The following is a 25,592-nucleotide window of genomic DNA, read 5'->3' as shown; positions in this document are numbered from 1 at the left end:
GCTGTTGTATGTACGAAAATCTTTTACCACGTTTTTTACGCTATGTTAAGACTGAAACCAGATCTGATGAAAGTAGTCAAACGACTCCTTCGACACAAACACAAGTCGCTTTTGCGCAAGTCTTAAAAAAGGAATTAGAAGATTTAGGACTAACCAATGTATTTTACAATGAAGAAAATGGATTTGTTATAGGAACATTGCCAAGTAACATTGAAAAGAAAGTTCGCTCGATCGGTTTTATTGCTCACATGGATACCGCAGATTTCAATGCAGTAAATGTTAATCCACAAATCATTGAGAACTACGATGGGGAATCAACGATTGTTCTAGATAGTGAAGAACATTATACATTAAATACCAAAGACTTCCCTAATTTGAAAAACTACGAAGGACACACATTGATCACAACTGATGGCAGTACGTTGTTAGGTGCGGACGATAAAGCTGGGATCGCTGAAATTATGACCGCAATGGAAATTCTGCTGAAAAACCCAACTATCCCTCATGGTGAGATTAAAGTAGCTTTTGGACCAGATGAAGAGATTGGGGTAGGAGCAGATAAATTTGATGTCCAGCAGTTTGATGTTGATTTTGCCTATACCGTTGATGGTGGACCTTTAGGCGAATTACAATATGAAACATTCAGCGCAGCTCAGGCTAATATTTCAATTCAAGGAAAAAATGTCCATCCTGGTACAGCCAAAGATACGATGATCAATGCATTACAATTAGCGATAGACTTCCATAATCAACTACCAGCAGATGAAGTCCCAGAAAAAACGACAGGTTATGAAGGGTTCTTCCATTTGATGGGATTAAATGGAAATGTCGAAGAAGCAACTATGAGTTATATTATCCGTGACCACGATCGAGAAAAATTTGAAGCACGGAAAGCAAAAATTACTGAAATCCAAGAAAAACTAAATAGTCGCTTCGATCAGACACGTGTGAAAGTTGATATGTATGATCAGTACTATAATATGCGAGAAATTATTGAAAAAGATATGAGTATTGTTGAATTAGCAAAACAAGCGATGATCGATTTAGAAATCGAGCCTGTGATTGAACCAGTACGAGGTGGAACAGATGGATCGAAAATTTCTTATCTAGGCATTCCAACGCCTAATTTGTTCGCAGGTGGCGAAAATATGCACGGCCGATTTGAGTTTGTTTCTCTGCAAGTGATGGAAAAAGCAACAGATGTGATTGTAAAAATTGCAGAATTGAATACAAACGTATAAAATCAAATAGGAACGTGGATGGATCAAGTAAGTGAACGAAGTGGATCTATCCTTTTAGCTGGGGGGTGGGCGTATTCCAACAATGGAACGTCTGACCCCTTGGTTTTTGTGTAAAAATGGGAGGAAGAAAGAAATGGAAAAATTGCTAGTTTTTTATAATCAAAGCTCAGGACAAGATGAAGGTGAAAAATTAGCAAGCTGGTTTAAAGAATATGCCTTAAAGAAACGACCAGAACTAATCATCAATCTAACGGAAACAGGTCCTTCGATCAAGCATGAGACATTAGTCAAAAAAGCTGAAGAAACGCACGCAGATACCTTAATCGTAATCGGAGGCGATGGTACGATCCATCATATTGTACAGGCTTTTCAAGATAAACTTGAGCATTATCAAGTAGGATTACTACCAGGAGGAACAGTCAATAATTTAGCCCGTGTTCTCGGTATTCCATTAGAAAAGGAAAAAGCTGCAGACATTATCTTAGAGGGACAAATCCGTCAAATCGATTATGGAAAAGTCAATGATGAAGTCATTATCTCAACTTTAACGATCGGTATACTGGCAGATACAGCTGTTTGGATCAGTCAAAAAGAAAAGCAAAAATATGGTTCTTGGATTTTTATCAAACGGTTCATCAAGTTATTATTAAAAAAGAGAAAGTATCATTTAGATATCAAAACAGAAAAAGAACATTGGCGAGGAAAAACACAATTATTGACAGTCACAATGTCTAACTCAGTAGGTGGTTATACGAATTTTGATGATTCAGCTTCACCCGATGATGGTATGTTTCATGTCACAATCATCCCATCTTTAGATATTTTTCGATTTGTTTTTTATTTGCCTCGTTTAATCAAAGGAAAAATTTACTCTGTCCCAGGTATCAATTATTTGACTGCTAGTCAAATCAATATCCAAGCACGGGAAAAATCAGTTGGCACTCGTACAGATGGTGATACGACAGATAATCTGCCTATCGAATTAGTCGTAGTCAAAAAAGGGTTGTCGGTCTTTGCTCCTAAAGAAGAGCAAAAATGATGTGCTAGAGGTGGAGGAAAACACGTATGGAAGCTTTACTACACAATCCTTTGTGGTTTTATTTAGTGATTGTCAATTTATATTTATTTTGTTTGATGGGTTACGATAAGTATCAAGCAAAAAAAGGCGGTTGGCGCGTTCCAGAAAATAATTTGATTTTTGTTAGTTTATTAGGCGGTGGAATTGGGGGATTAATTTCTCGTAAAGTATTCCATCATAAAACGAGAAAAAAGAAATTTACAGTAGGATTTGTACTGGGTGTATTGGTGGATTTACTGTTTATTTATTTTTTTCATTAAGGAGTAATTGATGGCGACAAAAGGTGCAAAAACGAAAATAGCGTTAAATCTATTCTTATTGATTGGAATTTTTGCCATTATTTATTATTTGATCAACCAATCTTTTGCAGATATTTTCGCTGAATTGCTGTCTACAAGCTTTATCGTTCTGGTAGCGTCATTCTTGTTAGGAACGATCTATCAGGTGGCAGAAGGTCGTTCGATCAAAGAGATTGCCCAGCCGTTCGAACCAACATTTTCCACTTGGGATGGTTTTTGGACGTCTTGCTATATTGCATTTTATCGAATCGTTTCATTTGGAACGGGAACTTTGATTTCAGAAATTTATTTTTATAATAAAAAAGGAATGAAATACTCACAAGGTGCAGGTGTCACTGCGTTGCATATGATTATGTATAAATTAGCCGTGATTACCTATGCGATCATTGGTTTGATCATCCAGTTCTCTTTATTTTATTCCAAAGGACCAAACATGATTTGGTTCATTATTGCTGGCATTATTTTAACTGGGCTGATCATTGCCTTTTTATTGATGGTCTCAATGAGTCTGAATCTACAAATTTTCTTTGTGAGTATCTCAAACAAACTGTTTCGAAGTGAACGCATCAGAAGTTGGGTAGATACATGTAATACACAAATCTATTCGTTGAGAGAAACTGTCCAGACAATTGTCAAAGATCGAACAGCTCTATTACGCATCTATTTTTGGAATATGGTCAAACTTATTTTTTGGTATATCATGCCCTATCTCTTTTTGGTTGAAAACCATCCCACGATCGACTTTCTCTTGACCTTTTCATTTATCAGTTTTGCGGTAGTTTTATCTGGTGTCATCCCTACCCCAGCTGGAATCGGTTCATTTGAATTTGTCTATCTATTGTTATTCAGACCACTTGTGGGAACCGTAGATGCTTTTTCTTCTTTATTACTGTATCGGTTTAGCTCATTTATCTTACCTTTTATTTATGGGTTATTCTACGTGATTGCTGATCGTCGAAGGGTAATAAAACAAGAGATCCAAGATGTAAAAAACAACAAAAAAGAATCAAATTGATTATTACAGCGATTGTATAGAGTCATTTTATTAAATCTAAAACACAACAGTAAGTCCATCCAAGAGGCCTCTGTTGTGTTTTTTTTGTCATTTGTTTTCGATAAAATAAGTAAGGTTATCTTTTGACCAAGACTGACCAAAGAGGTATAATGATTATTGGAACGAGATGTATCATATTGAATATTGAAATTTTATATTCAGGAGGTAAGTAAAATGAACATTGAAAAAATGACAACCACGCTTCAAGAAGCGATCGCTGAAGCGCAACAAATTGCTGTCACAAGAAAACATCAAGAAATTGATATTGCGCATTTGTGGAAGATTTTTTTACAACCAAACCATTTTGGGCGCAATCTATACACTGATGCGGGAATGGATGTTGATACGTTTGAAAAGGAAGTAGATCGTGTATTAGATGAATATCCCACAGTTTCAGGAGGAAACGTCCAATATGGTCAGAATCTAAGTCAAAATCTATTCCGTTTATTGAATGAAGCTGACCAGTTAAGAGAAAGTTTTGGCGATGAATTTCTTTCAACAGAGATCGTAATTTTAGCCTTAATGAAATTGAAAAATTATCCATTGACGGTTTATTTGACCAAAAATGGTTTATCAGAAAAAGAGTTACGTAAAAATATCGAAGACATGAGAGGAGGAGAAAAGGTGACATCTAAAAATCAAGAAGAACAATACAAAGCATTAGAAAAATACGGCGTTGATCTTGTTCAACAAGTCAGAAGCGGGAAAATGGATCCAATCATTGGACGTGATGAAGAAATTCGGGATGTTATCCGTATCTTATCTCGTAAAACCAAGAATAATCCAGTATTGATTGGTGAACCTGGTGTCGGTAAAACAGCAATTGTAGAAGGGTTAGCACAACGTATCGTACGAAAAGATGTGCCAGAAAACTTAAAAGATAAAACGATCTTTTCATTAGACATGGGGGCATTGATTGCTGGTGCTAAATTCCGTGGTGAATTTGAGGAACGATTAAAAGCTGTGCTGAAAGAAGTCAAGAAAAGTGATGGACGAATCATCTTATTTATTGATGAAATCCATAATATCGTTGGTGCAGGGAAAACTGAAGGCAGCATGGATGCTGGAAATTTATTGAAACCAATGCTTGCTCGAGGTGAATTGCATTTAATCGGTGCTACTACATTAGATGAATATCGTCAATATATGGAAAAAGATAAAGCATTAGAACGACGTTTCCAAAAAGTCTTAGTCAAAGAACCGACAGTAGAAGATACAATCAGTATCTTACGAGGATTGAAAGAACGTTTTGAGATTCATCATGGAGTCAACATTCATGATAATGCATTAGTCGCTGCTGCAACTTTATCTGACCGTTATATCACAGACCGCTTTTTACCAGATAAAGCAATTGATTTGATCGATGAAGCAAGTGCAACGATCCGAGTAGAAATGAACTCTATGCCGACTGAGCTAGACCAAGTGACTCGTCGCTTGATGCAATTAGAGATCGAAGAAGCAGCATTGAAAAAAGAATCCGACGATGCAAGTAAAAAACGTTTGAAAAATCTACAAGAAGAGTTAGCTGATCTTCGTGAAGAAGCAAACTCGATGAAAATGCAATGGGAAACAGAAAAACAAGAAGTCAATAGCGTTTCTTCTAAACGTGCGGAAATCGATAAAGCCAAACATGAATTAGAAGATGCAGAAAACAACTATGATTTAGAACGGGCTGCCGTCCTAAGACATGGAACGATTCCTCAATTAGAAAAAGAATTAAAGGAATTGGAAGCAAAAGCTAAAGACAGTGAAATCAAAATGGTTCAAGAATCAGTCACTGAAAACGAAATTGCGCAAGTGGTTGGACGTTTAACTGGTATCCCAGTCACAAAATTAGTGGAAGGGGAACGAGAAAAACTAATCAAGCTCAACGAAACATTGCATAAACGTGTGATTGGACAAGATGAAGCAGTAGATGCAGTCAGTGATGCGGTCATTCGCTCTCGAGCAGGATTGCAAGATCCAAACCGCCCACTAGGTTCTTTCTTATTCTTAGGACCAACCGGAGTTGGGAAAACAGAATTAGCGAAAGCTTTAGCAGAAAACTTATTTGATTCTGAAGAGCACATGGTGCGGATCGATATGAGTGAGTATATGGAGAAACATGCCGTATCTCGTTTGGTTGGGGCTCCTCCAGGCTATGTTGGCTATGAAGAAGGCGGACAATTGACGGAAGCCGTTCGCAGAAATCCTTATACGATCGTTTTACTCGATGAAATCGAAAAAGCCCATCCAGATGTCTTTAATATCTTGTTACAAGTATTAGATGATGGACGGTTAACTGATTCTAAAGGACGTGTGGTTGACTTCAAAAATACCGTTCTTATCATGACCAGCAACATTGGTTCTCAACTGTTATTAGAAGGAGTGTCAGCAGATGGCACTATCCCTGAAGAAGTGGAAGAACAAGTAAGAACGATCCTTCGAGGTCATTTCAAACCAGAATTCTTAAATCGAATCGATGATACGATTTTATTCACACCATTAAGTCTTGAAAATGTGAAAGGAATCGTTGATAAAATGGTGGCACAATTGGCAAAACGATTGGATTATCAAGAAATTCATCTAACAATCAGCGACGAAGCCAAAACATGGATCGCTGAAAATGCCTACGAACCAGCATACGGGGCTCGACCATTGAAACGCTTTATTACGAAAGAAGTAGAAACACCATTAGCCAAAGAAATCGTAGCAGGACACGTCTTACCAAAATCTAAAGTAACGATTACCTTGCTAGCAGAGAAACTTCATTTCCAAACGGAAGAACTTGAAGACACGGAAGAGTAAAGAAACGGTGAACTTTCACAAGGAAACGTGTGTTGACGAGCACTAGAATCGATCAAATTTCAAGTTGAGTCACACACCATCTCAGCTCTCAAAAAAATAAAACAATAAAGTTAGGTCAACAACCTAGCTTTATTGTTTTTTTGTAATTTGGTCATGAGTCTGAAAAAATCATTCATAAAATAAGTTGATCTCAATCGTTATTTCCAAGTTCATCTACTCATAAGGTAATGTTTTTATTCCCCATATAAATAGGAGTAGTCAGGTAAATATCTTCTTTGTTCCCATCATTTCAACCCTTGTCACTAAGTACAATTTTCATTGGGAATGGTAACAAAATAACCGTAAGGGTTGATGATAAGAAATAAGTGGGTGAGACAAAATGAGATGCTACCTAACCATTGACGTTTTCACGCACCATTTTTAGGAAGCATCTCACTTTTGTCACAATTCTTTAATGTGATATTTTTTTTGCTCTATTTCAAAATTTTCAACCGATAATTTTCAAAATAATCACGATTGTTTCTTCCTTGGGTCCAAGCAAAGATTCCCATGACCAATGCACCAATCGTATTTGTGAATAAATCACCCATCGTGTCCATCAAAGCAGCTCGTCCGACAAATAAGGTGCCATCTGAAGCGGCAAACCGTTGGAGATTCATTCCTAAGAATTGATCACAGAGAAATTCCCAAAATTCCCAGAACACGCCACAGAGGCCAGCAAAGGCAAAACCAAACAGTAAAAACAACCATGGACTAGTCTTCGCAATTGGTGCATCTTTCAATAATAAGCCGATCAATCCGTAACCTAGGGCAGTCAACACCATAGGACTAACGGCGTGTAAAATTTTATCCCAGAATGAAATGATACTGATCAAATGCATACCGGTACCTAAGAACACGGAGATAAACAAGAAAAACCAATAAAATAAAACAATGGCATCTGGAACGTATAATTTTGCGATCTTTCTAACGATCTGAGGGAGAAAAATCAATAGAATCCCAGTTAAAGATTCGATGATGAAAGTAACTCCCTGAGTAGTTGAATATTTTTTAGTAATAAATTCATAAAGGTTATAACAAACCACAAACACACCAAAAGCAACAAGTGCAAGTTGGATTTTTTTCATTGTCTTATTCATGGCTCAAACCTCCATCTAAGTAAGTCTTTACTTGACTGAGTAACGCTTCTTCACTAGTTACGAGAGCACCATTTAGCTTGATTAACCCAATTGTATAAAGATTTAAATAATGGAATTGGTTTTCAGCTACTTCTTGTAAAGCAGCAATTTTTTGCGGGTGGGTACCGCCTTGTTGCCGACTATCTGTATACAATCCAATGACAGGAATCCCTTTAGCATAGGCAACACCAATTTCGGATGCAACACCAGGATCAATGGTCAAACCATCTAATAGTGCAATCATCAAATCACTTTCCAACACCTTTTCTGTATCGGCTAAAGCAATCATCTGACTATCAGCATAGGCTGTTTTATCATTGATCGCTTCGTTTTCTTGCGGAAGATAAATGGTTAATTCATTGGAAAGACTCCTGATTTCTTCTACAAGTTTCGCATTATATAATAAGTCACTTTTCGCAAAAAGCGGGGCAGCAAAATAAATATTCATTTTCATCGTCCTTTTCTTAGAAATAGTCACTGAAATAAGCTTCCATATTTGGAAGAATCAATTCAAGTGTTTTAAGTGTTTCATCATCTGTTTTGATTCGTTCGATCCTTGCAAGATAAGAAGGGCGACGATAATTCATCATCAAACAACTTAATGTTTGAATGGACAACTGAACCGATTGTCCGACAGGTTCGTCCACGACATCCAATTGTCCGTCTTCGTTCCAGACCAACCCAAAAACACCATTGTTCCATGAGGCGATAGGGTCCTCGACAACAAAGTGGAAAGGTTTCGCAGTAGAAACGAAGGGGAATTGCTTCAGAAACTCTTTGACATCTACGATTCTCGCCATGTAATAAGGCTCGATCTGTTCTTTTATTTGACTATCTTCAATCAAGAAAGCCAGTGGCTCATTTTTGTAGATGTCACCGTGAACCCAGTAAACCATTGAAAAGTGTGCTGAAATAAAATTCCATAGACCATTCCGAGCTTCTTGATTCAAGTAAAACATCTCTTTAACATGGAAAATTTCTTCAGCGACCCAATAAAATAAAACACCAATTGGTTCATGCTCTTTCGTATAGTAGATCGCAGCTGTCCGTTCCTCTTTATTTTCAAAGCGCCAATATTCTTCCCAATGAAATTGGCTACGAAACAAAGCACCGTGATTTTGAGCCGCAAATTTCTGATACACTCGGTAAACATCTGGATGATCTACTGGTAATCGTTCAACCATTCCATCCACAGGAACATTCTTCGGTAATTGGGTATCACGAATTTTAAATGTCAACTTATCAGACATGATTTCCCAACCCTTGCGTCGATAATAAGGCACGCTATAGGGATAAAGATAAGAGATCCATTGTTTGTTTTTACGCATATTATCTAACGCAACCAAGATCAAATCTTGCATCAATCCATGATTTGCATATTCAGGATACGTTCCGACACCGGTAACGCCCCCCATTTTGTAGGGTTTACCGTGGATGTTGACTTCACATGGATAGATCGCAATTTGAGAAATCAATTTGTTATGGTGGAACCAGCCAAATACTTCCGATAGTTCCAAAATTGGGCGCTTGGAGCGAATAAATGCCCCTTTGCTTTCAAAACCACTTTCTTCGATGTCTGCTTCTGTTACTTGAAAGACATAAGACAATAACTCATTGAATTGATCAACATCTTTTTCAGTAACAGGTTTTAATTCAAGATTTTCTCTGAAATCTTTTTCATCCATTCTTTCATCTCCAATTATTTACTTGTTATTAGTATAGCAAATTTTCATAAAAAAAACTTCTAAAGCTGACTAGGTAAAAAGTCTTTAAATTCATGCTTTTCATTGATATAATGAGAGGTGCTGATTAAACGAAAAGAGGAGACGCTATGGATATAAAAAAAATGAAACAACGACAAGAGCAAATTCGAAATTTTTCGATCATTGCTCATATCGACCATGGAAAATCAACGCTGGCCGATCGTATTCTGGAAAAGACGAACACTGTGACGTCTCGTGAAATGCAGGATCAGCTATTAGACTCAATGGATCTAGAGCGTGAACGTGGAATCACGATTAAATTAAATGCTGTCGAATTGAATTATACAGCCAAAAATGGCGAAACCTATATCTTCCATCTAATCGACACCCCTGGGCACGTCGATTTCACTTATGAAGTATCAAGGAGTTTAGCAGCCTGTGAAGGTGCGGTATTAGTAGTTGATGCGGCACAGGGAATCGAGGCTCAAACATTAGCAAATGTTTACTTAGCTTTGGATAATGATCTGGAAATTTTGCCAGTCATCAATAAAATCGATCTTCCAGCTGCTGATCCAGAACGTGTACGTCAAGAAATCGAAGATGTTATCGGGATCGATGCTAGTGAAGCGGTACTTGCTAGTGCCAAAGCAGGAATTGGGATTGAAGAAATACTTGAACAAATCGTTGAATATGTACCAGCCCCATCTGGCGACCTGGATGCCCCTTTGAAAGCATTGATCTTTGATTCCGTGTACGATAGTTATCGAGGAGTCGTTCTGAATGTTCGAATCACAGACGGTATGGTCAAACCAGGCGATAAAATCAAACTGATGAGTAACGGCAAAACATTTGATGTGACAGAAGTAGGAGTCTTTTCACCAAAAGCTGTTGCTAGAGACTTCTTGATGGTCGGTGATGTAGGGTATATCACGGCAAGCATCAAAACGGTCCAAGACACACGAGTAGGGGACACAGTTACGTTGGCAGATAATCCAGCAGAAGAAGCGCTACCTGGATACCGTAAAATGAATCCAATGGTTTACTGTGGATTATATCCAATTGATACTTCCCGCTACAATGATCTGCGTGAAGCACTTGAAAAATTACAACTAAACGACGCAGCACTACAGTTTGAACCTGAAACCTCACAAGCCCTTGGCTTTGGCTTCCGTTGTGGATTCTTAGGTTTATTACACATGGATGTAGTCCAAGAACGTTTGGAACGTGAGTTCAACTTAGAGTTGATCACAACGGCACCTTCTGTAATCTATCATGTGAATAAAACAGATGGGTCTATGACAGTCGTCGATAATCCAGCAGATTTTCCAGAACCAGTAACGATCCAAGATGTTGAAGAACCTTTTGTGAAGGCACAAATCATGGTTCCAAATGATTTCGTTGGTGCAGTGATGGAATTATCCCAAAGAAAACGTGGAGAATTCATCACAATGGATTATTTAGATGATTATCGAGTGAATGTCGTTTATAATATTCCGCTTTCTGAAATCGTTTTTGACTTTTTCGATAAACTAAAATCCAGTACGAAAGGTTATGCTTCCTTGGATTATGAAATGTCCGGTTATCAAAAGAGCAAGTTAGTAAAAATGGATATTTTATTAAATGGAGAAAAAGTCGATGCGTTAAGTTTCATCGTTCACCGAGACTTTGCTTACGAACGAGGAAAAGCAATCGTTGAAAAACTGAAAAAACTAATTCCACGTCAACAATTTGAAGTGCCGATCCAAGCAGCTATCGGACAAAAAATCGTTGCTCGTTCAGATATCAAAGCATTACGTAAAAACGTCTTAGCAAAATGTTATGGTGGAGATGTCTCACGTAAACGTAAACTTCTTGAAAAACAAAAAGAAGGAAAGAAACGAATGAAACAAATCGGTAGCGTCGAAGTCCCACAAGAAGCCTTCATGGCTGTTCTGAAAATGGATGAGGACGAACCGAAGAAATAACAAAGGGTCTAGCCATTGAGCTAGACCTTTTTTATCTGTTTTTCCCACAGTTTTCCCAGGCTCTTTGTCAAATGTTGTTGGTAAAGAGAAATCTTAGAATAATTTGGGGCAGAAAGAAGAAAAACTTCTTTCTGTTCTTTTTATTTGGTTAAAATAGTTTTACCGTGTCGAATCATCATCCGTCGTTTGAAATGATAAAAATTTCGAAACCCATAAGCATTGCGTTTTAATACTTTAATATGGTTGTTTAAACATTCTAGTGGTCCGTTTGAATAACTGTAGCGGAGGGAATTTTGGATTTGTGGCAGAAACTTTTTAAATGTTCGCAAAGTTGTCGCATAAGTTTGAGGTAGCTGGCTGACTTCTCTGGATAAACAGTCCTCAAATAGTGAATGATCTCTTTTCTTTTTAAGATTGATGACATCTATTCAGAGCTACTTGAAAGAGTAGCTTTTTTAGTTGCTTTTGATTAATCTATTTTATAAAAAATAGATTGCATTTCTATTCTGCCATTTTTGGTTAAATATAATGTTTTTTATTATTAGGTAATATTTTTTATATTATATATAACAAAAACAAATAAAAAAACTTAGTTTAATAGATTATAATTATAATGTGCTACAAGATATTACATGTTGTATTCGCATTATTCAGGTTAAACTATGTAGCACAAAATAAATTTCGTAGTAACTACGATCAACCTCACAAAGATCTCCTGTATTTTACTGCGATTTATTATCTATGAGACTACTCATAAGAGTAGTCTTTACATAAAAAACTAATAAAGAAGGTATCACTATGTATTATGTAGAAGTACAAACACGAGGAGTAAAAAACTAACAATATGTCAAAAGTGTAATCAATAATTATCCACTATTAGGATCATGGAAAGAGGCTGAACCATTTTCAAAAGAATGTGCATTGCAAATAAAATCAGTTTTAGAACAAGAATTAATTTGTGGAAAAGCAATAGTCAATATAGTAGAAAAGTAAAATTTATTAAAGTTTTAAGTAAATGATGTAATATTGTAATTAGTGGCGTTAGTCGTTTATTTTCAAATTTTTCATCCTTTAATTAATCATTCTAAATATTTACTCCAAATTTTGTATTAAAAAGTGTATCAAGCAGTTATCCTTGTGTTACCATTGCATCCGTGTTATAGTAATTAAGTAATCTAATTTGAAACGTAATCTGAGCGATATATTCACACTATAAAAACTCCTTTTACCAAGTAATATTAATTGCAACAAAACACGTATTATATACGTATTAGGAGGAAATATATATGAATAACGGTACAGTAAAATGGTTTAACTCAGATAAAGGTTTTGGATTTATCACTGGTGAAGATGGAAATGACGTATTTGCACACTTCTCAGCTATCCAAGGCGATGGATTCAAAACATTAGACGAAGGTCAAGCTGTTTCATATGATATTGAAGAAGGACAACGTGGTCCTCAAGCAGTAAATATTGTAAAATAATGTTGAACTTTAACCATCTCAATCGAGATGGTTTTTTTTATATTATGGCTCATAAGCATCCGGTCGTATAATCGAGTCTTACAAGGTAAAAAATATTCTATTAAAGAAATAATTTCGCCATTTTTTCGCCCCTTTATAAAATATCCATTATTATTATATGAGTATCAGCAAGTATTAAATAATAGGCTCTTGCTTAATATGAAAGTTGGTATAATAGGATTTATAATGATGTATAGATATTAGAAAAACTTTGTGAATAACACAATCTTATAGGAAGCCTTCATGGCTGTTCTGAAAATGGATGAGGATAAACCGAAAAAATAGCAAAGCAGCCTGGGACAAAACTTGTCTCAGGCTCTTTTAGTATCTCTAAAACGAATAAACGGTGAGACAAAAGCAGCATCTTCGGAAATAAGCCGAAATTTACCAAAAATTTGAGAAGCAATTTTCGGAAATTCCTTCTTATTTCTTGATGCTAAACACTTTTGTCTCAACCTCTTTTTTATCTGTTTTTCCCACGGTTTTCCCACATGTGAAAGGGAAGGATCAAAGGCATTATCCTGTAGCATTTTTTCAAAAATATCAAAGGAATCAATATTTTTTCAATAAAATCACAAAAATAGAATAGGATATATAGGAGGAAAGAATAAGGAGAGCGATCTTTTCGAGAGGAGGATGAACCGAAGAAATAGTAGTGTTTGTTTGAAAATAGTGTAAAAATTAGACCATGTTTACATGGATTTGCCACTGGTGTTTTTTTGGTGACAAACCTCAAGCGTTCTTTCTAAGCTCAACCGTTTCATTTTAAAAAAGAAAAATGTTTAACCTTTGATTTTTACCTTAGATGAACCACTAAAGCATTAATTAGACATAGTAAGGCAGGCAACAATTCTGTGCAAGGTATGATTGTATGTACCTAACCAAAGAAGAGAAAAGTAGGTGAGGTAGCTGAATAAAACGGATGTCCCACTTAAGAAGAAACGTCCAAGTTATTCTCTAGGTGATGAGATGATAGGGAAGCTCGAATGACTTTATGAACAGGATAAAAAAAACTGAATAAGCGTATCTATCCTTCTGATACATTAACGAAAATTATTAATGATGTGATATGAAGTAAGAAAAGCTTTTGAAAATTGAAAACAGCAGTAAGGGGAGGAGACACAACAGGCATTTATTTAGAAAAAAGATAATCAACTAGTGATTATCTTTTAGAAAGTTACCAATTAATTTGAGGACACTGCTAGAAAATAAGATAAGAGCAAATCCCAAAATATTTATGAAAAGGTTGAAATCAAAAAAAATAGCATTAAGTATAACAAGAATCATTCCGGTGTATACCAATATATTAGTGTTAAGTTTGCTGAGAAGTGTCATGTTTTTTCCTCCCTATCACTTTAAAAAAAGTGTATCTCTTATTAAATTTATAGTCAATGCTCAGTGAGTAATGTAATTAAATAATCGATAAAATAGGGGAATAAGAATCAAAATTGAAAGACGGATTTTATAAAAGTGCATACAGAATTGGGGGATTGGTAGCAGATCTTCCAACTAAAAATTCTAAACAACACAGAAAGTAAAAGTTGGTGATAAGAGTCGCTGTATTCCAAGAAAAGATTTCCCTTGGATTTTCTCATTTGTTGGTGAAGTAAAAAAAATAGATGCCTATTCTGCAATGGTAAAAATCATATCTACTCATGTAGAAGATGTTCATTTAGTTAATGTTTACAGAGTAAGAACGATTATTCCTATGGAAATAATCGGGGTGTTAAAGACCTGAAAAAAATCAAAAGTTCGTTTGATATTATAAGAGATTTATTAGGATGTACTTTTATTCTTGCTCTCATTCTTATGTTTGTGAGGATTTAATGAAACTAGTGTCGAATTCTCAAAGAATGGATTATAAAACCAGAAGCTGTTGAAGCCTACTATACAGGCTTCAACAGCTTCTAGCTATTATTTTTCACAAATAAAAATAATTCTTTGAGTAGATCATTTTGGATTTTTTCATTTCTAGCAACTACAATATTTTGTTCGTCATTATCATTTTCTAAATCCATGATTTTGATATGGTACTTATCTTCTAAAGTTCCGTCATTCATTCCGGAATATAAGAAAGCCAATCCTTCTCCCGTTGATACCTTTGATAGTCCTTCGTCAAGAGATTTCACGTAGGCATTTGCTTTTACATTGAATCCATGTTTAACAAACTGATTAACGACATAATCAACAATCATAGGGGAGTGTTTTCTTTCCAGTAAAACAAAGGTTTCTTGACTCAATTCTTCAAAGTATAATTTGTTTTTAGCGCTTAGTGGATGACGAATAGGCAAAGCAAGCTGTAAATGATTCTGAATAAATACGAATGTATCGATATTATTTGTGTGTTTAAAATAAGGTGATAAATTAAACACTAAATCATATTGATCATTTAAGAGCCCCTCTGTCAAATTCATCGGTGTATCTTGCTTTATCAAAAATTTAATGGTTGGATGACTTATTTTGAACTGTTCAAACAGTTCATACATTTTACCCATATTAAAGCTTGAGGGATAACCGATTTTTAATAATTGAGCAGATTTACGTGTTTCTATTTGCTGATCAAACATGTGTGTCAGATAATCTACTCGTCTTAAAACATCGGTTGCTTCACGTAAGAACTGTTCACCGGCACTTGATAATGTAAGGGTATGTGTGTGCCGAATGAACAATGCAATACCTAATTCAGCTTCTAACTCTTGTATTCGCCTGCTTAAAGTAGGTTGAGACACATACAATTTTTGTGCAGCTCTTGTAAAACTACCTTCAGCAGCAACTTCAACAAAGAATCTTAAGGTTGATAACTTCATAATGACTCCATTCTGGTAAAGATACTATGGTAGTCTTAGTATAAAGTTAACACGTCAGTTTCACAAGTTTTTCTAAGAATTGTTTGAAGTTTGCATAACAGGTAATTGTAGATAAGAAGCATACTCACCGCCGGTATGGAGAATATGTGCTCCTTTATTATCCGGTATACAGCCAGGTGTTCCAGGCATTACTGATCCGAGCTCATCTTTGGTGCTTATAACGATTCGTAAAGTCTCGCCAGCTTGGTAAGAAAGGCCAATTGGACTTAAACTGATATCCAAATCAACAATTTCTTTTGGAGACAGTTTTTCAACTCGGTCAAAGCTGTAAGCAGGGATTTCATCAGTCGCTTGACTATCAAGATGGCGCATGGATGCACGTAGTCGACCCCAAGCACCTTTATATCTCAACGCAGAAGCACCTTCTTGCGTAAAATCTTGAAGGGCAGCACCATGATTAGGAACTACAAATTCACTTAAAACATTTCCGAATGTATCCAATTTTTGAACCCATACAAAAACATCCATATCATCATAACCATCGACCTCAATGAAGAGTTTCACTTTCGGATAGCCAACAAAGTGGGTTTCTTTATCAAAGGTCATCTGGAAAGAAGTACGACCAGGTAGATTATCTGCTAGATATTTGACAGGAAGGTCTGTAGGTTCAGGTGTTTCTTGTAAAGAACGAAATTGTCCATTCATGTAATAGCGTTTATTTTCGCTAGTTGCCGGTGGGAAAGATTCTGCTGGAATATCTGTTTGGTTTCCACCTTGAAGATCTAGAAGAGAATAGCGCACAGTTGGAGTGTCTGGCCAGCCATTTTCTTTTCCCAGTAAATAATAATCAAAGAATCGGCGCAACTCTTCAGTATTGCTTTCATCATAATAGTATGGCCATTCTTGACGATCATGGATACGAAGCCACTTTTCTTTCGATCCTAAAGAACGCCATGAGCGGAAGGTTCCTATTGTATGCAAAGTATTTGAATAACTTGCAATAACAAAAGCTGGCACGATGATTTTACTTGGATCAGCTACTTTGTCTTGCCAAAGTGCAGCATTTGCTAATGGATAAGCAGTCATTTCTTTTGTTAAATCTTCGCGTTTCGCACCTGTTGCGCTAACATGATTGACTTGTAATCGTTCAATAAAATTTTTATCAGGAATTCCGCCAATAAAAGCCAAATCACGATATCCGTCAGCAAGCCCTTCAGTAGGATTGATACAAGTTAAGTGTGGAGGCTGTTCGGCAGCAATATACCATTGCGAAAAAGCTAGATAGGACGTTCCTGTCAGGGCTGTTTTTCCATTACTCCAAGATTGAGAAGCCAGCCATTCAATCAAATCATAGCCATCTTCTGCTTCTTGAGAGCCAATCATCGTAGTATCGCCTTCACTATGAGCGATACCACGCATATCAGGATTACAAACAGCGTATCCGTGCGTACACCAATAGGCTGGATCAGGTGCTTCAAACTTCGTTAAGCCAGAATTCCAATGATTGCCCATACCTAACATGTTGAATAGGTTTTTATAACGAGGTGCGGTTCCGGCACTTTTTCCATAAGGGCTCCAAGCAATCAGAACAGGTACTTTTTCATCAGTAATCGGTAAATAAATATCGGTATATATTGTCACCCCATCACGTAGTTTGACAGGGACATCCTTCAACATTTTGATATCACAAGATAATGGCTTGAATCCTTCTGCGATCAGTTGTCCTTTCTCTAAAGTTATTTCTTTTGTCTCAAAAGGACTAAGGACACCGTGTTCAATCCCATTATCAATGTATTCGAATGATGGGCTAAAGCACATTTCTTCAGTAATTTTTGCAGTCATTTTTATTACCTCCAATTAAATAGTATGAATCAATTAAACTGTTTTAATTATAGGAGGTAGTATTTCAGAAGTAAAATTGTATTTTTGGATAGTCATCCACCAATTTTTTGTGTTATTCAAAAAATGAATAGATTCCCTAAAAATGTAACTAGCTAGTTAGATTCTGTAAAAAAGTCAATATATGAAAAGTTATTCTTTTCACTATGATTGATCCCACTAGTGAAAGAATAAATAGAGCAATGATCATTTTTCTCAAGCTGGGGTAGTTGATATCGTTATTTTGTAAATGCAAAAAAATCAGATGGATAAGTCCCCTTTTCTTGCAGATCTATACTAAGAAGACTGCTAGGTTATGTTAGAAGATAAAGCAAGAGTATCATAAATAGATTGATTGATAGAGTCAATCATTAATTGACGGAGTTGATAAAAATCATCTTTGCAACCGTCACTAGTTAAAAAAGATTTATTGATTCGTCCCAGTGACATGGAATTATTACCTGTTAGCAAACCGGAAATGATCAAACTAACGATCGATGGACGATTCGGTAATGCTATAAACAAGACGATTACTGGGATACTTTGATATAGCTGGCAAAGACGGTGTAATCAGCCATCGGTATAAGCAAGTATACTATCAGAAGGCATATGCAACACAATTCAATAATACATTGACCAAATCAAATGTGATCAAAGCATTACAAGGATTTTTTGAAGTCAAACAAGATGGTTTGCTCGGGCAGGATACAGTCAAAGCCTTACAGAGATGTTTAGGAGGGTGTGATCAGTCCTCTTGCAGATATAGTGACGTAGACTAGCAAAAAAATTATAAAAAAGCACTCATCCTTTAGTTGGTTGAGTGCTTTTTTTTGTTCATTAAGATATCCAACTAGACCATCAAGATTCTTTTCCACCGCTTCTGCCAATAAAAGCATCGTACCGATTTTGACATTTTTCCAATCATCGGAATTGTTTAAACGGGTTAGACTACTCGCTGTGATACCTGTTTTTTTACTGACTTGATAGTTGCTTTTGAAACCAAAGTCTTTTTTGTATTGATCAAACCAATTCATATTATCACCTACTTAAATTTATAAACTAGATATCTTAATCCACTGATAACTACCGCTATTATTGAAATAAATAAGAGCAAATTCACTATATGGTTCATAAAATTATGCTAGATTGAAACCGAAGAGGGGACCCCCTTGATACTTCTTTAGTTGACTTTCGTATTTTGTTTTCGTCTTGCTGTGTCAGAGCTGAGGAGTAGTTACGATATTGACTAGAGAAGCAATTCATTTTTCCAGCTTTTTTTCACCTCCTTAACTCTATTTATATCACACTATCAATAGTATCGGAATTCAATATTTTCCTTTAATAAAAAGATAAACAAGCCCGAAAAACAAGTTATTTATACAACTAGCTACTTGAAAGTGTAAAAAATAAGGAAAGGGTTTATAGAATCATAACCAGTATTCCTGTAAACAGAAGTAGATCTAAAAGCATGCGTGAACGTTTATTGGCGATTCAAGGTTTTATATTTTAGTAATTGATCGTAGTTTTATAGAAAAAAACACAAAAATGTCTCTTATCTAGGGCTTTTTATTTTGGACAAAATATTATAAATAATGTTACCCGAATGGTAGATTTTTCTGATTGTCATGGGAGAATGGATTTAGCTTTGTGACTTGAAAAATGACTCGTTAATTTCATATGAATTGATCGTAAACCAGTGTATGCTATAATCCAAAACGTTAACGAACAATGTCTTTTGAATGTTAAGAAAGTTAAAAATATTTAAATTGGTGGTGATTGAATGCAAACTTTTTTGACGAAAGCCTCCCAAAAAAAAGTGAAACTAATTCACTTTTTACTTGAAGCGGACAATGGGTATACGATGGATGAGATACAGCAATATATAGGAGGATCTGTTAAATCAATTTCTCTTTATATAAAGGAATTATCAGAGCTGTTTAAACAGTTTAATGGGAAAATTGTTTTACAAAATGAGAACAATCAGCGCTTTTGTATCCAAAAGGAAGAAGACTTTCCCATATATAGTATTTATCTTCCCTATTATAAAGAATCATATAATTACCAATTAATCGATTTTATGTTCAAATATCCCGAAAAAAGAATCGAAGACTTTGCAGAAAAACAATATACGAGTACATCTACCGTTTTTAGATATGCTAAATTATTAGTTCCTTACTTTAAAAGATACAAGATCGGTTTTCACTCGTTTAAACTGGAAATAGAAGCCGAAGAGATCAATATCAGAAGTTTTTATTACTATTTTTATTGGGAATCAACACGAGATGGTCACTGGCCCTTTTTGATTGATTGTGACAGGATCATGAAGTCTGTTCAATGTTTTGAAAAAACCTATGGATTTAAATTAGATGCTTTACAAACGAAAACGCTGAGTTTTTGGTTAGCGATTATACTTGAAAGAACTAAGAAGCAGATTATTTCACTAGATAAAGAGGTGAAATCAACAATCGAGAGTGATCCAAACTTTGAATTGGTCTCGATGTGGTTGAAAGAAAGCCAGTTGCTATTGCCAGACAATGAACGATATTTTCTATATCGGGTAATCTATGCTTTCGGTATTGTTGAGGGAAAGGAGTGCTATGAGCAACAAGCGGTGCGTGCTCATACAAAAAGTCAAAGTTTAGCCTATCGTTTAGTTGAATTGCTCAGTTGTTCGCTAAAAGAAGTCTTTGATTACGACTTTGATCGAAGGAACCAGAACCATTTGTTTAGCTTGATTGCGTTTTATGAAAGAAGCTGTTTTTTCTGGGGGAATCCCGATGTTTTTTTCAATAAATCATATATATCTGAAGTAGAAAAGCTGGATCCTCAAATTTGCCGAATGGTTCAGAAGTTTCATGACTCGATGATACAGATAGCTCCCAAAGAGTTATTACCCCATTTAAAGAACACGCACCAGCTGTTTTTAAATTATTACTATTTGCTGGATTATTATGGATTGTTACTCAAAAGTATTCAACCAATAAAAATTTTGCTCACGGATGATCTACATCGTCCTCATCGATTATGGTTAATGAATAAAATCAAAACATTGTTTAGTAATGTTTATGCTCTTTCTTTTTTTGATTCTGAAACCAAATTTGAAGAGGTTGATTTAGTAATCTCAAATTATTTCTTGGATACGAAAAATACACCGTTACTGTTAATGAAAAACATTCCGACAGAACGTAACTGGCGAAATCTTGAAAAGATCTTATATGAGTTGCATAGAGAAAGAGCTACAAACAAATAACTATTTTTTTTTAAACTTATCAACAATCAAAATTTTCAAGGGTTTATTTGTCAGAGTCTGAGACATAAAACTCACACTTTACTCTAAACGATGTTTAAGCATCAGCTCCTTGAAATAAGCCGAAGAATTCCAAAAATAGGAAAACTGTCTTTGGATTCTCCGGCTTTTTCTCAAATCTGGACATATCACGACCTCTTTTTAATTGAAAAATAGATTGAGTCAATCAGCACTTTTGGATTTGATCGAAAATGGCTTAGCTGAGAATAAGTCGAATTGGCACCTGTTTTCAATCAATTATTGCAGTATCAATAGGAAATCAAATGAGAGACGAAACGTTTTTCAAAAAAGTACTTCTAATTTTTTTCCAGATTCCGGAATTTTTTTACTGTTTTTTTCCTCATCAAGAAATGGAAGAATAGTTGTAGTCGCAATTGCAGACTAATTTTTATTAGGAGGAAGAGAATTATGAAGAAACAAGTTGTTAGTATAGCTGGACTTGCCTTATTGGCATTAGGGACATCTAGTTCCGTGGTTTGTGCAGCTGAAAATGAAGGACTAACAAGTCAAGTCACAAATAAAACAAATGTAACTTTGAAGGAAGGTTCGGGTAGTGATGTCCAGCCAGTGGTACCAGATGATACCCATGATGACGATCCAAGCACAGGAGCGAAAGGCTCATTGTCTATTCCTTTCGCATCAAACATTACTTTTGGTGAACAAGAAATCCAACAAGGAGATGCGGATTATTTTGCATTGAATAAAAAGCCATTTGTCCAAGTGAATGATACTCGTGGGGGAGCGAAAGGCTGGACATTAGGTGTATCTATCTCACCATTTACTTCAACAGATAAAGATTACTCGGAGTTGACAGGCGCACAGCTATCTTTAAGCAATGGTCAAGTAGTAACGAAAAACAACTCATCCAAAGCACCTCATTTGGTAGAGTCAAAAGATCATACATTTGTACTAAACGAAGTCAATCAAACCGTTATGTTGGCTCAACCAGGCGAAGGTGCAGGGGCTTTTGCTGCAGTATTCGAAGGAACAGATGGCAAGAACGAAAATGTGAAATTACATGTTCCCCGGGCAGGTGTGGAAGCAAAAAATTATACAGCTGAGATTACTTGGACGTTAAGCGATGCTCCAGTATAAATTTAGGCCGGGATGGGGCTGGATAGTCTCCATCCTTTTTATGACAAGTTTACTGTTTGCTTGCCACTCTGCCTCAGTTTTTGCTGAAAAAACAGAAGTGAACTTTGAAGCTAAGGCTGTCTTGCCAGAGAATCAACGTTCAGAAGTAAGCTATTATGATCTTAAAGTTGAGCCTAACCAGTCCCAAGAGTTGACGATAAAGCTTAAAAATACCAGCTCTGAAAAGATAAAAGTCAAAGTAGCAGCCAATAATGCGACTACCAATAAAAATGGGGTGCTAGATTATTCACAACATGATCAAAAATTATTAGGTGGTCCTTCTTTAGAAGAACTGATTTCAGGTCCTCAAACAGTTGAACTGAATCCGAATGAAGAAAAAGATGTCGTGTTTCAATTAAAGATTCCGTCAACTGGATTTGAGGGGACGATTCTGGGTGGTTTTTATTGCTATGAAGAAAAGAATAAGGCAGAGGACCAACCAACTGGATTTAGCTTAGCAAATAAATTTGCGTATACAATTGGTATCCAACTCCAATGTTCAGACAAAAAAATTGCTCCTGAACTAAAACTCTTGGAGGCAAAGCCAGGATTAGATAATGGTTATTTAACAGTCTATGCAAAATTGGCAAATCCACAACCAATGATTATGAGTCAATTGGATCTTCATGCTTTCATCACAAAAAAGAAACAGAAAGAAGTACTGCACGATGTTAGTAAGCTGGTTTCTTTAGCACCACGAAGTACCTTCAAATTACCGATTAGTTGGGAAAATGAACCTTTAAAAAAAGGAGAGTATACGTTAACTACCGTTTTGAAAGAAAAGTCGGGGAAAGTTTGGACGTTGAAAAAAGACTTTACGGTAAAAGGAAAAGATGAAAGTCTTAACAACAAAACGGTAAAGCTTAAAAAATCGAAGAACAATAACTACCAATACTTATATGGGGGGCTAATTGTTTGCTTACTCATTATTGGCTTGTTACTGTGGCATATTACAAAATTGCGAAGGAATAAAGGAAATTAAAGGAAGTGGCACATTGATGAAAAAACGCTGGCTCAATATACTCTTACTGGCTTTCTTAGTTGTTTTCCCACGAATTGGTTTAGCTGATAGCCAGGTCAATAGTCAGGTAGGGATTCGTTTTTACCAACCAACGAGTGCGCACCAAATTGTCCCGATGGAAAAAGTTCTTAATCCAAATGAGAGAAATAGACCAGTTACTGATGGACAAGCGAAGTCTGAAGAAGTTGGAAAAATAAAAATGTATCCCAAAACAAACCAATCTAACCATCATTTATATCTCTTTATTGGTGTAGCTCTATTGACTTTAATCATCCTGTATTGGTGTAAAAAGAGAAAGAAATTTGTTCGTAAGTTTAATAAAATTTGGTTACTTCCTTTTTTGTTAGGGTTGATTGGCATATTTCCAAAAGAAGTTCGAGCAGCTGGAAGTATTACAAATCTTCCGTATTTCAGATATGCAAATACGATAGAAACTCCCGCCAATAACACATTTATGATGCATTATGGTAGTTTTACAACTGTGGAACAAGTTAAAGGTCAGTATTCTGGGAATTGGCTGGTTGTCAATCAGGAGAATCCAGAAAGTAGTGCGTTGATCAAAAATGTTGGCTTTTTCAATGGGAAACCAGTAGATGTTAAAATAATAATGAAAAAAAAGGATGGACAAGCAGGAGGAGAGATCGGTATTGGCAATCCAAAAAGTTTTTTAGATATCGATATCTCTGGCGAAGTCTTTCTTACTTATGAATTTTTCGATCAAACGGGGAATGCCTTTCCAATTGAAACTTCTTTTAATTATTTTGGGATCAATCGAAACAAGTATATCGGCTATAATCATATCGGTAAGGTGGCAAAATATCTTGTTGCGAATAATCCAACAGATATCAGTTACCATACGTGGAGTGATGATCATTCTTTCTGGACGTATTTTGAAAATAATTTTTCGAAACCATGGGGGCATCCTACACAAGAGTTCCAGATTATCACTAAACCAGTAACTAAAATAGAAACGGTTGTTAAAAACTTAGATAATACGCCATCCTCTCTCATGTATGAAACAGATTTTTTGGCTAGTCCAGAGTTTCCTGCTGCTGAAGCAGTGGATAAGCGTTTTGATAAGGAACAACAAAAGGTTACTTTAAATGCGATGCAAACCATACCGAATGTGGGACATGGGAATAAAATGAAAGATTTATCTGTGGCTTTTTCATTGGATGATGTGACAGCTCACTCACAATATAAGATTAAAGATTTTAATGTAGTGAAGTTTGATGGGACGGACATTAGTGATCTTTTTGTGGGGAATCAAAAAGAGGATCACTCCTATCAACTAACGTTAAAAGACCCTAACAATGAAAATCTTTATGATACAGTTTTGAATTATCAACTTAATCTTGAGTGGATTGGGAGTAAGCAAAATCCGGTAGATAAAACGAATTTGAAAGAAGGCTATTTAAACATTCCTTTCACTGTTACTACACAGATTAATCACAAACAGAAAGGAACGAGTTCTGCCTATTCTTCTGTATACTACGTGGGGAAGGTCATACTGAATTACTTGGATGAAAATAACCAACAACTTTCTGATCCTAAAATCATTTCAGGAATCATAACAGATTCTTTTGATCTATTACAAGAATATCCAGAATTGAACGGATATTATCCAGTCAAGGAAATAGTGGAAAGGGATCAAGGAATCTTTACTCCAGAAGAACAGCAATTCGTTCATCATTATAAGAAAGGTTCGCCAATTGAATTTACTTTGATGCCTAAAGAAAATCCTTTACTGTTTTCTCGTTTCTCAAAAACCAGAGAGGTGACGATTCATATTTCTTGTGAAGAGAAACAGAATTTATCATTTATGGCGAAATGTGGAGATGAAGTCTTAAGGTTAAAGGACTATCCAAGTTCCGAAAACGAGATCCAAGATAAAGTGAATGTTCAGCTTCCTGAAAATTGGTTGAACAAGGAAGTTGCTTTTTATATGGAAAACGAAAAAGGACAAGAATCAAAGGAAGAGAGCCGTCAGGTTTTAATTGATCACGGGGTTAAGCTTAGATTACCGGAACAGTTGACGTTTGGGGAACAACAGATTCCGGATCAAGATCAATCGGTACAAGCAACGAATCAAAAAGAAATTCAGCTTAACGATGAAAGTGTGTTGGAGAAGAGTCATTGGCACGTTAAGTTAAAAGAAGAACGACCTTTAACTAACCAAGAGAATGACCAGTTGCATAATGCTCTTCATCTGCATAGGAGTGGAGTGGATCAAACGATTAATGCAGAAGACCAATTGGTTTGGCAAGGAGAGGGTAGCGCGAGCTTTACTGATCATCATAAGATCCAGTTAAATTTATATCCTTTTTACAAAACTGGGGCATATCAAGGAAGCCTAATTTGGACACTAGAAGATGCGCCAGGATAAGATGGTTTTGACCAAACGATTCTTTTTTTTATAGTCCCTCATAAGAAAAAGGATAAACGCAAAGGACACGAGTCAGAAAATAGTTGATTCGTGTCCTAAGCTTTGGTTATCAAGAGACTTAACAAAGACTTTGTCGTTCGATTACTCCAACTAGAAGAATACAACCGAGGTTTATAAAATGATATGCGGGAACTATGAAATACGATCGAAAAATTAGTTCACTTATGTAGTA

The 25,592-nt window shown here is 35.9% G+C and carries 18 protein-coding genes and 2 pseudogenes; 13 read left to right on the top strand and 7 right to left on the bottom strand.

What is annotated here, in order from left to right; genetic code table 11:
- Positions 1-8: 8 nt before the first annotated feature.
- The 5 genes from pepT (at position 9) to clpB (ending at position 6,459) form a co-directional block, all read left to right on the top strand.
- On the top strand, positions 9-1,241 hold the full coding sequence (gene pepT / locus IGJ18_RS07570) for a peptidase T (protein ID WP_010719045.1): 1,233 nt from the start codon (positions 9-11) through the stop codon (positions 1,239-1,241).
- Positions 1,242-1,374: 133 nt separating this feature from the next.
- Complete coding sequence (locus IGJ18_RS07565; protein ID WP_025480176.1) at positions 1,375-2,280, top strand: diacylglycerol/lipid kinase family protein; 906 nt, start codon at positions 1,375-1,377, stop codon at positions 2,278-2,280.
- 26 nt (positions 2,281-2,306) lie between these two features.
- The gene (locus IGJ18_RS07560) at positions 2,307-2,579 is read left to right on the top strand and encodes a DUF1294 domain-containing protein (protein ID WP_438843111.1); all 273 of its coding nucleotides are present in this window, start codon (positions 2,307-2,309) and stop codon (positions 2,577-2,579) included.
- Between the two features lie 10 nt (positions 2,580-2,589).
- Positions 2,590-3,633, top strand: coding sequence for a lysylphosphatidylglycerol synthase transmembrane domain-containing protein (locus IGJ18_RS07555; RefSeq protein ID WP_438843110.1), 1,044 nt, complete (start codon positions 2,590-2,592; stop codon positions 3,631-3,633).
- Between the two features lie 213 nt (positions 3,634-3,846).
- The gene (gene clpB, locus IGJ18_RS07550) at positions 3,847-6,459 is read left to right on the top strand and encodes an ATP-dependent chaperone ClpB (protein WP_438843109.1); all 2,613 of its coding nucleotides are present in this window, start codon (positions 3,847-3,849) and stop codon (positions 6,457-6,459) included.
- Positions 6,460-6,932: 473 nt separating this feature from the next.
- Here clpB and IGJ18_RS07545 read toward each other — a convergent pair whose 3' ends face one another.
- The 3 genes from IGJ18_RS07545 to IGJ18_RS07535 are packed head-to-tail and all read right to left on the bottom strand — an operon-like array spanning position 6,933 to position 9,322.
- The gene (locus IGJ18_RS07545) at positions 6,933-7,598 is read right to left on the bottom strand and encodes a hypothetical protein (protein ID WP_438843108.1); all 666 of its coding nucleotides are present in this window, start codon (positions 7,596-7,598) and stop codon (positions 6,933-6,935) included.
- The gene (locus IGJ18_RS07540) at positions 7,591-8,085 is read right to left on the bottom strand and encodes a nucleoside 2-deoxyribosyltransferase (protein WP_010719051.1); all 495 of its coding nucleotides are present in this window, start codon (positions 8,083-8,085) and stop codon (positions 7,591-7,593) included. The genes IGJ18_RS07545 and IGJ18_RS07540 overlap by 8 nt, the downstream gene beginning before the upstream one ends.
- 16 nt (positions 8,086-8,101) lie before the next feature.
- Positions 8,102-9,322, bottom strand: a complete 1,221-nt coding sequence (locus IGJ18_RS07535) for a GNAT family N-acetyltransferase (RefSeq protein ID WP_010719052.1) — start codon at positions 9,320-9,322, stop codon at positions 8,102-8,104.
- Between the two features lie 146 nt (positions 9,323-9,468).
- On the opposite strand from IGJ18_RS07535, the gene lepA reads away from it, so the two are divergent.
- The gene (gene lepA, locus IGJ18_RS07530) at positions 9,469-11,304 is read left to right on the top strand and encodes a translation elongation factor 4 (RefSeq protein WP_010719053.1); all 1,836 of its coding nucleotides are present in this window, start codon (positions 9,469-9,471) and stop codon (positions 11,302-11,304) included.
- Positions 11,305-11,444: 140 nt separating this feature from the next.
- Here lepA and IGJ18_RS07525 read toward each other — a convergent pair.
- Positions 11,445-11,729: pseudogene (locus tag IGJ18_RS07525) on the bottom strand (transposase); the annotation flags it as partial.
- Positions 11,730-12,102: 373 nt separating this feature from the next.
- Between IGJ18_RS07525 and IGJ18_RS07520 the strand changes: the two are divergent.
- Together IGJ18_RS07520 and IGJ18_RS07515 are read left to right on the top strand one after the other, a co-directional pair.
- Positions 12,103-12,297, top strand: a pseudogene (locus IGJ18_RS07520) (hypothetical protein).
- Positions 12,298-12,590: 293 nt separating this feature from the next.
- Complete coding sequence (locus IGJ18_RS07515; RefSeq protein ID WP_010718754.1) at positions 12,591-12,788, top strand: cold-shock protein; 198 nt, start codon at positions 12,591-12,593, stop codon at positions 12,786-12,788.
- Positions 12,789-14,734: 1,946 nt separating this feature from the next.
- On the opposite strand, the gene IGJ18_RS07510 is transcribed toward IGJ18_RS07515, so the two are convergent.
- The gene (locus tag IGJ18_RS07510) at positions 14,735-15,634 is read right to left on the bottom strand and encodes a LysR family transcriptional regulator (RefSeq protein WP_161651727.1); all 900 of its coding nucleotides are present in this window, start codon (positions 15,632-15,634) and stop codon (positions 14,735-14,737) included.
- Between the two features lie 72 nt (positions 15,635-15,706).
- Positions 15,707-17,476, bottom strand: a complete 1,770-nt coding sequence (locus IGJ18_RS07505) for a CocE/NonD family hydrolase (protein ID WP_053766825.1) — start codon at positions 17,474-17,476, stop codon at positions 15,707-15,709.
- 436 nt (positions 17,477-17,912) lie between these two features.
- On the opposite strand from IGJ18_RS07505, the gene IGJ18_RS07500 reads away from it, so the two are divergent.
- Complete coding sequence (locus IGJ18_RS07500; protein WP_161298802.1) at positions 17,913-18,059, top strand: hypothetical protein; 147 nt, start codon at positions 17,913-17,915, stop codon at positions 18,057-18,059.
- Positions 18,060-18,243: 184 nt separating this feature from the next.
- Here the strand turns inward: IGJ18_RS07500 and IGJ18_RS07495 are convergent, their stop codons facing one another.
- Entirely contained in the window at positions 18,244-18,546 is a 303-nt protein-coding gene (locus IGJ18_RS07495) for an XRE family transcriptional regulator (protein WP_438843107.1), read from the bottom strand.
- 746 nt (positions 18,547-19,292) lie between these two features.
- Between IGJ18_RS07495 and IGJ18_RS07490 the strand changes: the two genes are divergently transcribed.
- The 4 genes from IGJ18_RS07490 (at position 19,293) to IGJ18_RS07475 (ending at position 25,360) form a co-directional block, all read left to right on the top strand.
- Complete coding sequence (locus IGJ18_RS07490) at positions 19,293-20,762, top strand: helix-turn-helix domain-containing protein (protein WP_438843106.1); 1,470 nt, start codon at positions 19,293-19,295, stop codon at positions 20,760-20,762.
- 465 nt (positions 20,763-21,227) lie between these two features.
- Entirely contained in the window at positions 21,228-21,914 is a 687-nt protein-coding gene (locus tag IGJ18_RS07485; RefSeq protein ID WP_438843105.1) for a WxL domain-containing protein, read from the top strand.
- Positions 21,915-21,954: 40 nt separating this feature from the next.
- Positions 21,955-22,935, top strand: a complete 981-nt coding sequence (locus tag IGJ18_RS07480) for a DUF916 and DUF3324 domain-containing protein (protein WP_438843104.1) — start codon at positions 21,955-21,957, stop codon at positions 22,933-22,935.
- Positions 22,936-22,951: 16 nt separating this feature from the next.
- Positions 22,952-25,360: a MucBP domain-containing protein gene (locus tag IGJ18_RS07475; protein WP_438843103.1), complete on the top strand. Its 2,409-nt coding sequence runs from the start codon at positions 22,952-22,954 to the stop codon at positions 25,358-25,360.
- Positions 25,361-25,592: the final 232 nt, after the last annotated feature.

This window comes from Enterococcus sp. AZ078 (assembly GCF_051714985.1).
Classification (GTDB): Bacteria; Bacillota; Bacilli; order Lactobacillales; family Enterococcaceae; genus Enterococcus_B; species Enterococcus_B hirae.
The sequence above is the reverse complement of the archived record's forward strand: the minus strand, read 5'-3'. Positions and strand labels throughout refer to the sequence as shown.

What these genes read in the sequence shown, in the direction of transcription:
- pepT (WP_010719045.1), top strand. Translation starts at nt 9, where the DNA reads ATGTACGAAAATCTTTTACCACGTTTTTTACGCTATGTTAAGACTGAA.
- IGJ18_RS07565 (WP_025480176.1), top strand. Translation starts at nt 1,375, where the DNA reads ATGGAAAAATTGCTAGTTTTTTATAATCAAAGCTCAGGACAAGATGAA.
- IGJ18_RS07560 (WP_438843111.1), top strand. Translation starts at nt 2,307, where the DNA reads ATGGAAGCTTTACTACACAATCCTTTGTGGTTTTATTTAGTGATTGTC.
- IGJ18_RS07555 (WP_438843110.1), top strand. Translation starts at nt 2,590, where the DNA reads ATGGCGACAAAAGGTGCAAAAACGAAAATAGCGTTAAATCTATTCTTA.
- clpB (WP_438843109.1), top strand. Translation starts at nt 3,847, where the DNA reads ATGAACATTGAAAAAATGACAACCACGCTTCAAGAAGCGATCGCTGAA.
- IGJ18_RS07545 (WP_438843108.1), bottom strand. Translation starts at nt 7,598, where the DNA reads ATGAATAAGACAATGAAAAAAATCCAACTTGCACTTGTTGCTTTTGGT.
- IGJ18_RS07540 (WP_010719051.1), bottom strand. Translation starts at nt 8,085, where the DNA reads ATGAATATTTATTTTGCTGCCCCGCTTTTTGCGAAAAGTGACTTATTA.
- IGJ18_RS07535 (WP_010719052.1), bottom strand. Translation starts at nt 9,322, where the DNA reads ATGGATGAAAAAGATTTCAGAGAAAATCTTGAATTAAAACCTGTTACT.
- lepA (WP_010719053.1), top strand. Translation starts at nt 9,469, where the DNA reads ATGGATATAAAAAAAATGAAACAACGACAAGAGCAAATTCGAAATTTT.
- IGJ18_RS07515 (WP_010718754.1), top strand. Translation starts at nt 12,591, where the DNA reads ATGAATAACGGTACAGTAAAATGGTTTAACTCAGATAAAGGTTTTGGA.
- IGJ18_RS07510 (WP_161651727.1), bottom strand. Translation starts at nt 15,634, where the DNA reads ATGAAGTTATCAACCTTAAGATTCTTTGTTGAAGTTGCTGCTGAAGGT.
- IGJ18_RS07505 (WP_053766825.1), bottom strand. Translation starts at nt 17,476, where the DNA reads ATGACTGCAAAAATTACTGAAGAAATGTGCTTTAGCCCATCATTCGAA.
- IGJ18_RS07495 (WP_438843107.1), bottom strand. Translation starts at nt 18,546, where the DNA reads ATGAATTGGTTTGATCAATACAAAAAAGACTTTGGTTTCAAAAGCAAC.
- IGJ18_RS07490 (WP_438843106.1), top strand. Translation starts at nt 19,293, where the DNA reads ATGCAAACTTTTTTGACGAAAGCCTCCCAAAAAAAAGTGAAACTAATT.
- IGJ18_RS07485 (WP_438843105.1), top strand. Translation starts at nt 21,228, where the DNA reads ATGAAGAAACAAGTTGTTAGTATAGCTGGACTTGCCTTATTGGCATTA.
- IGJ18_RS07480 (WP_438843104.1), top strand. Translation starts at nt 21,955, where the DNA reads ATGACAAGTTTACTGTTTGCTTGCCACTCTGCCTCAGTTTTTGCTGAA.
- IGJ18_RS07475 (WP_438843103.1), top strand. Translation starts at nt 22,952, where the DNA reads ATGAAAAAACGCTGGCTCAATATACTCTTACTGGCTTTCTTAGTTGTT.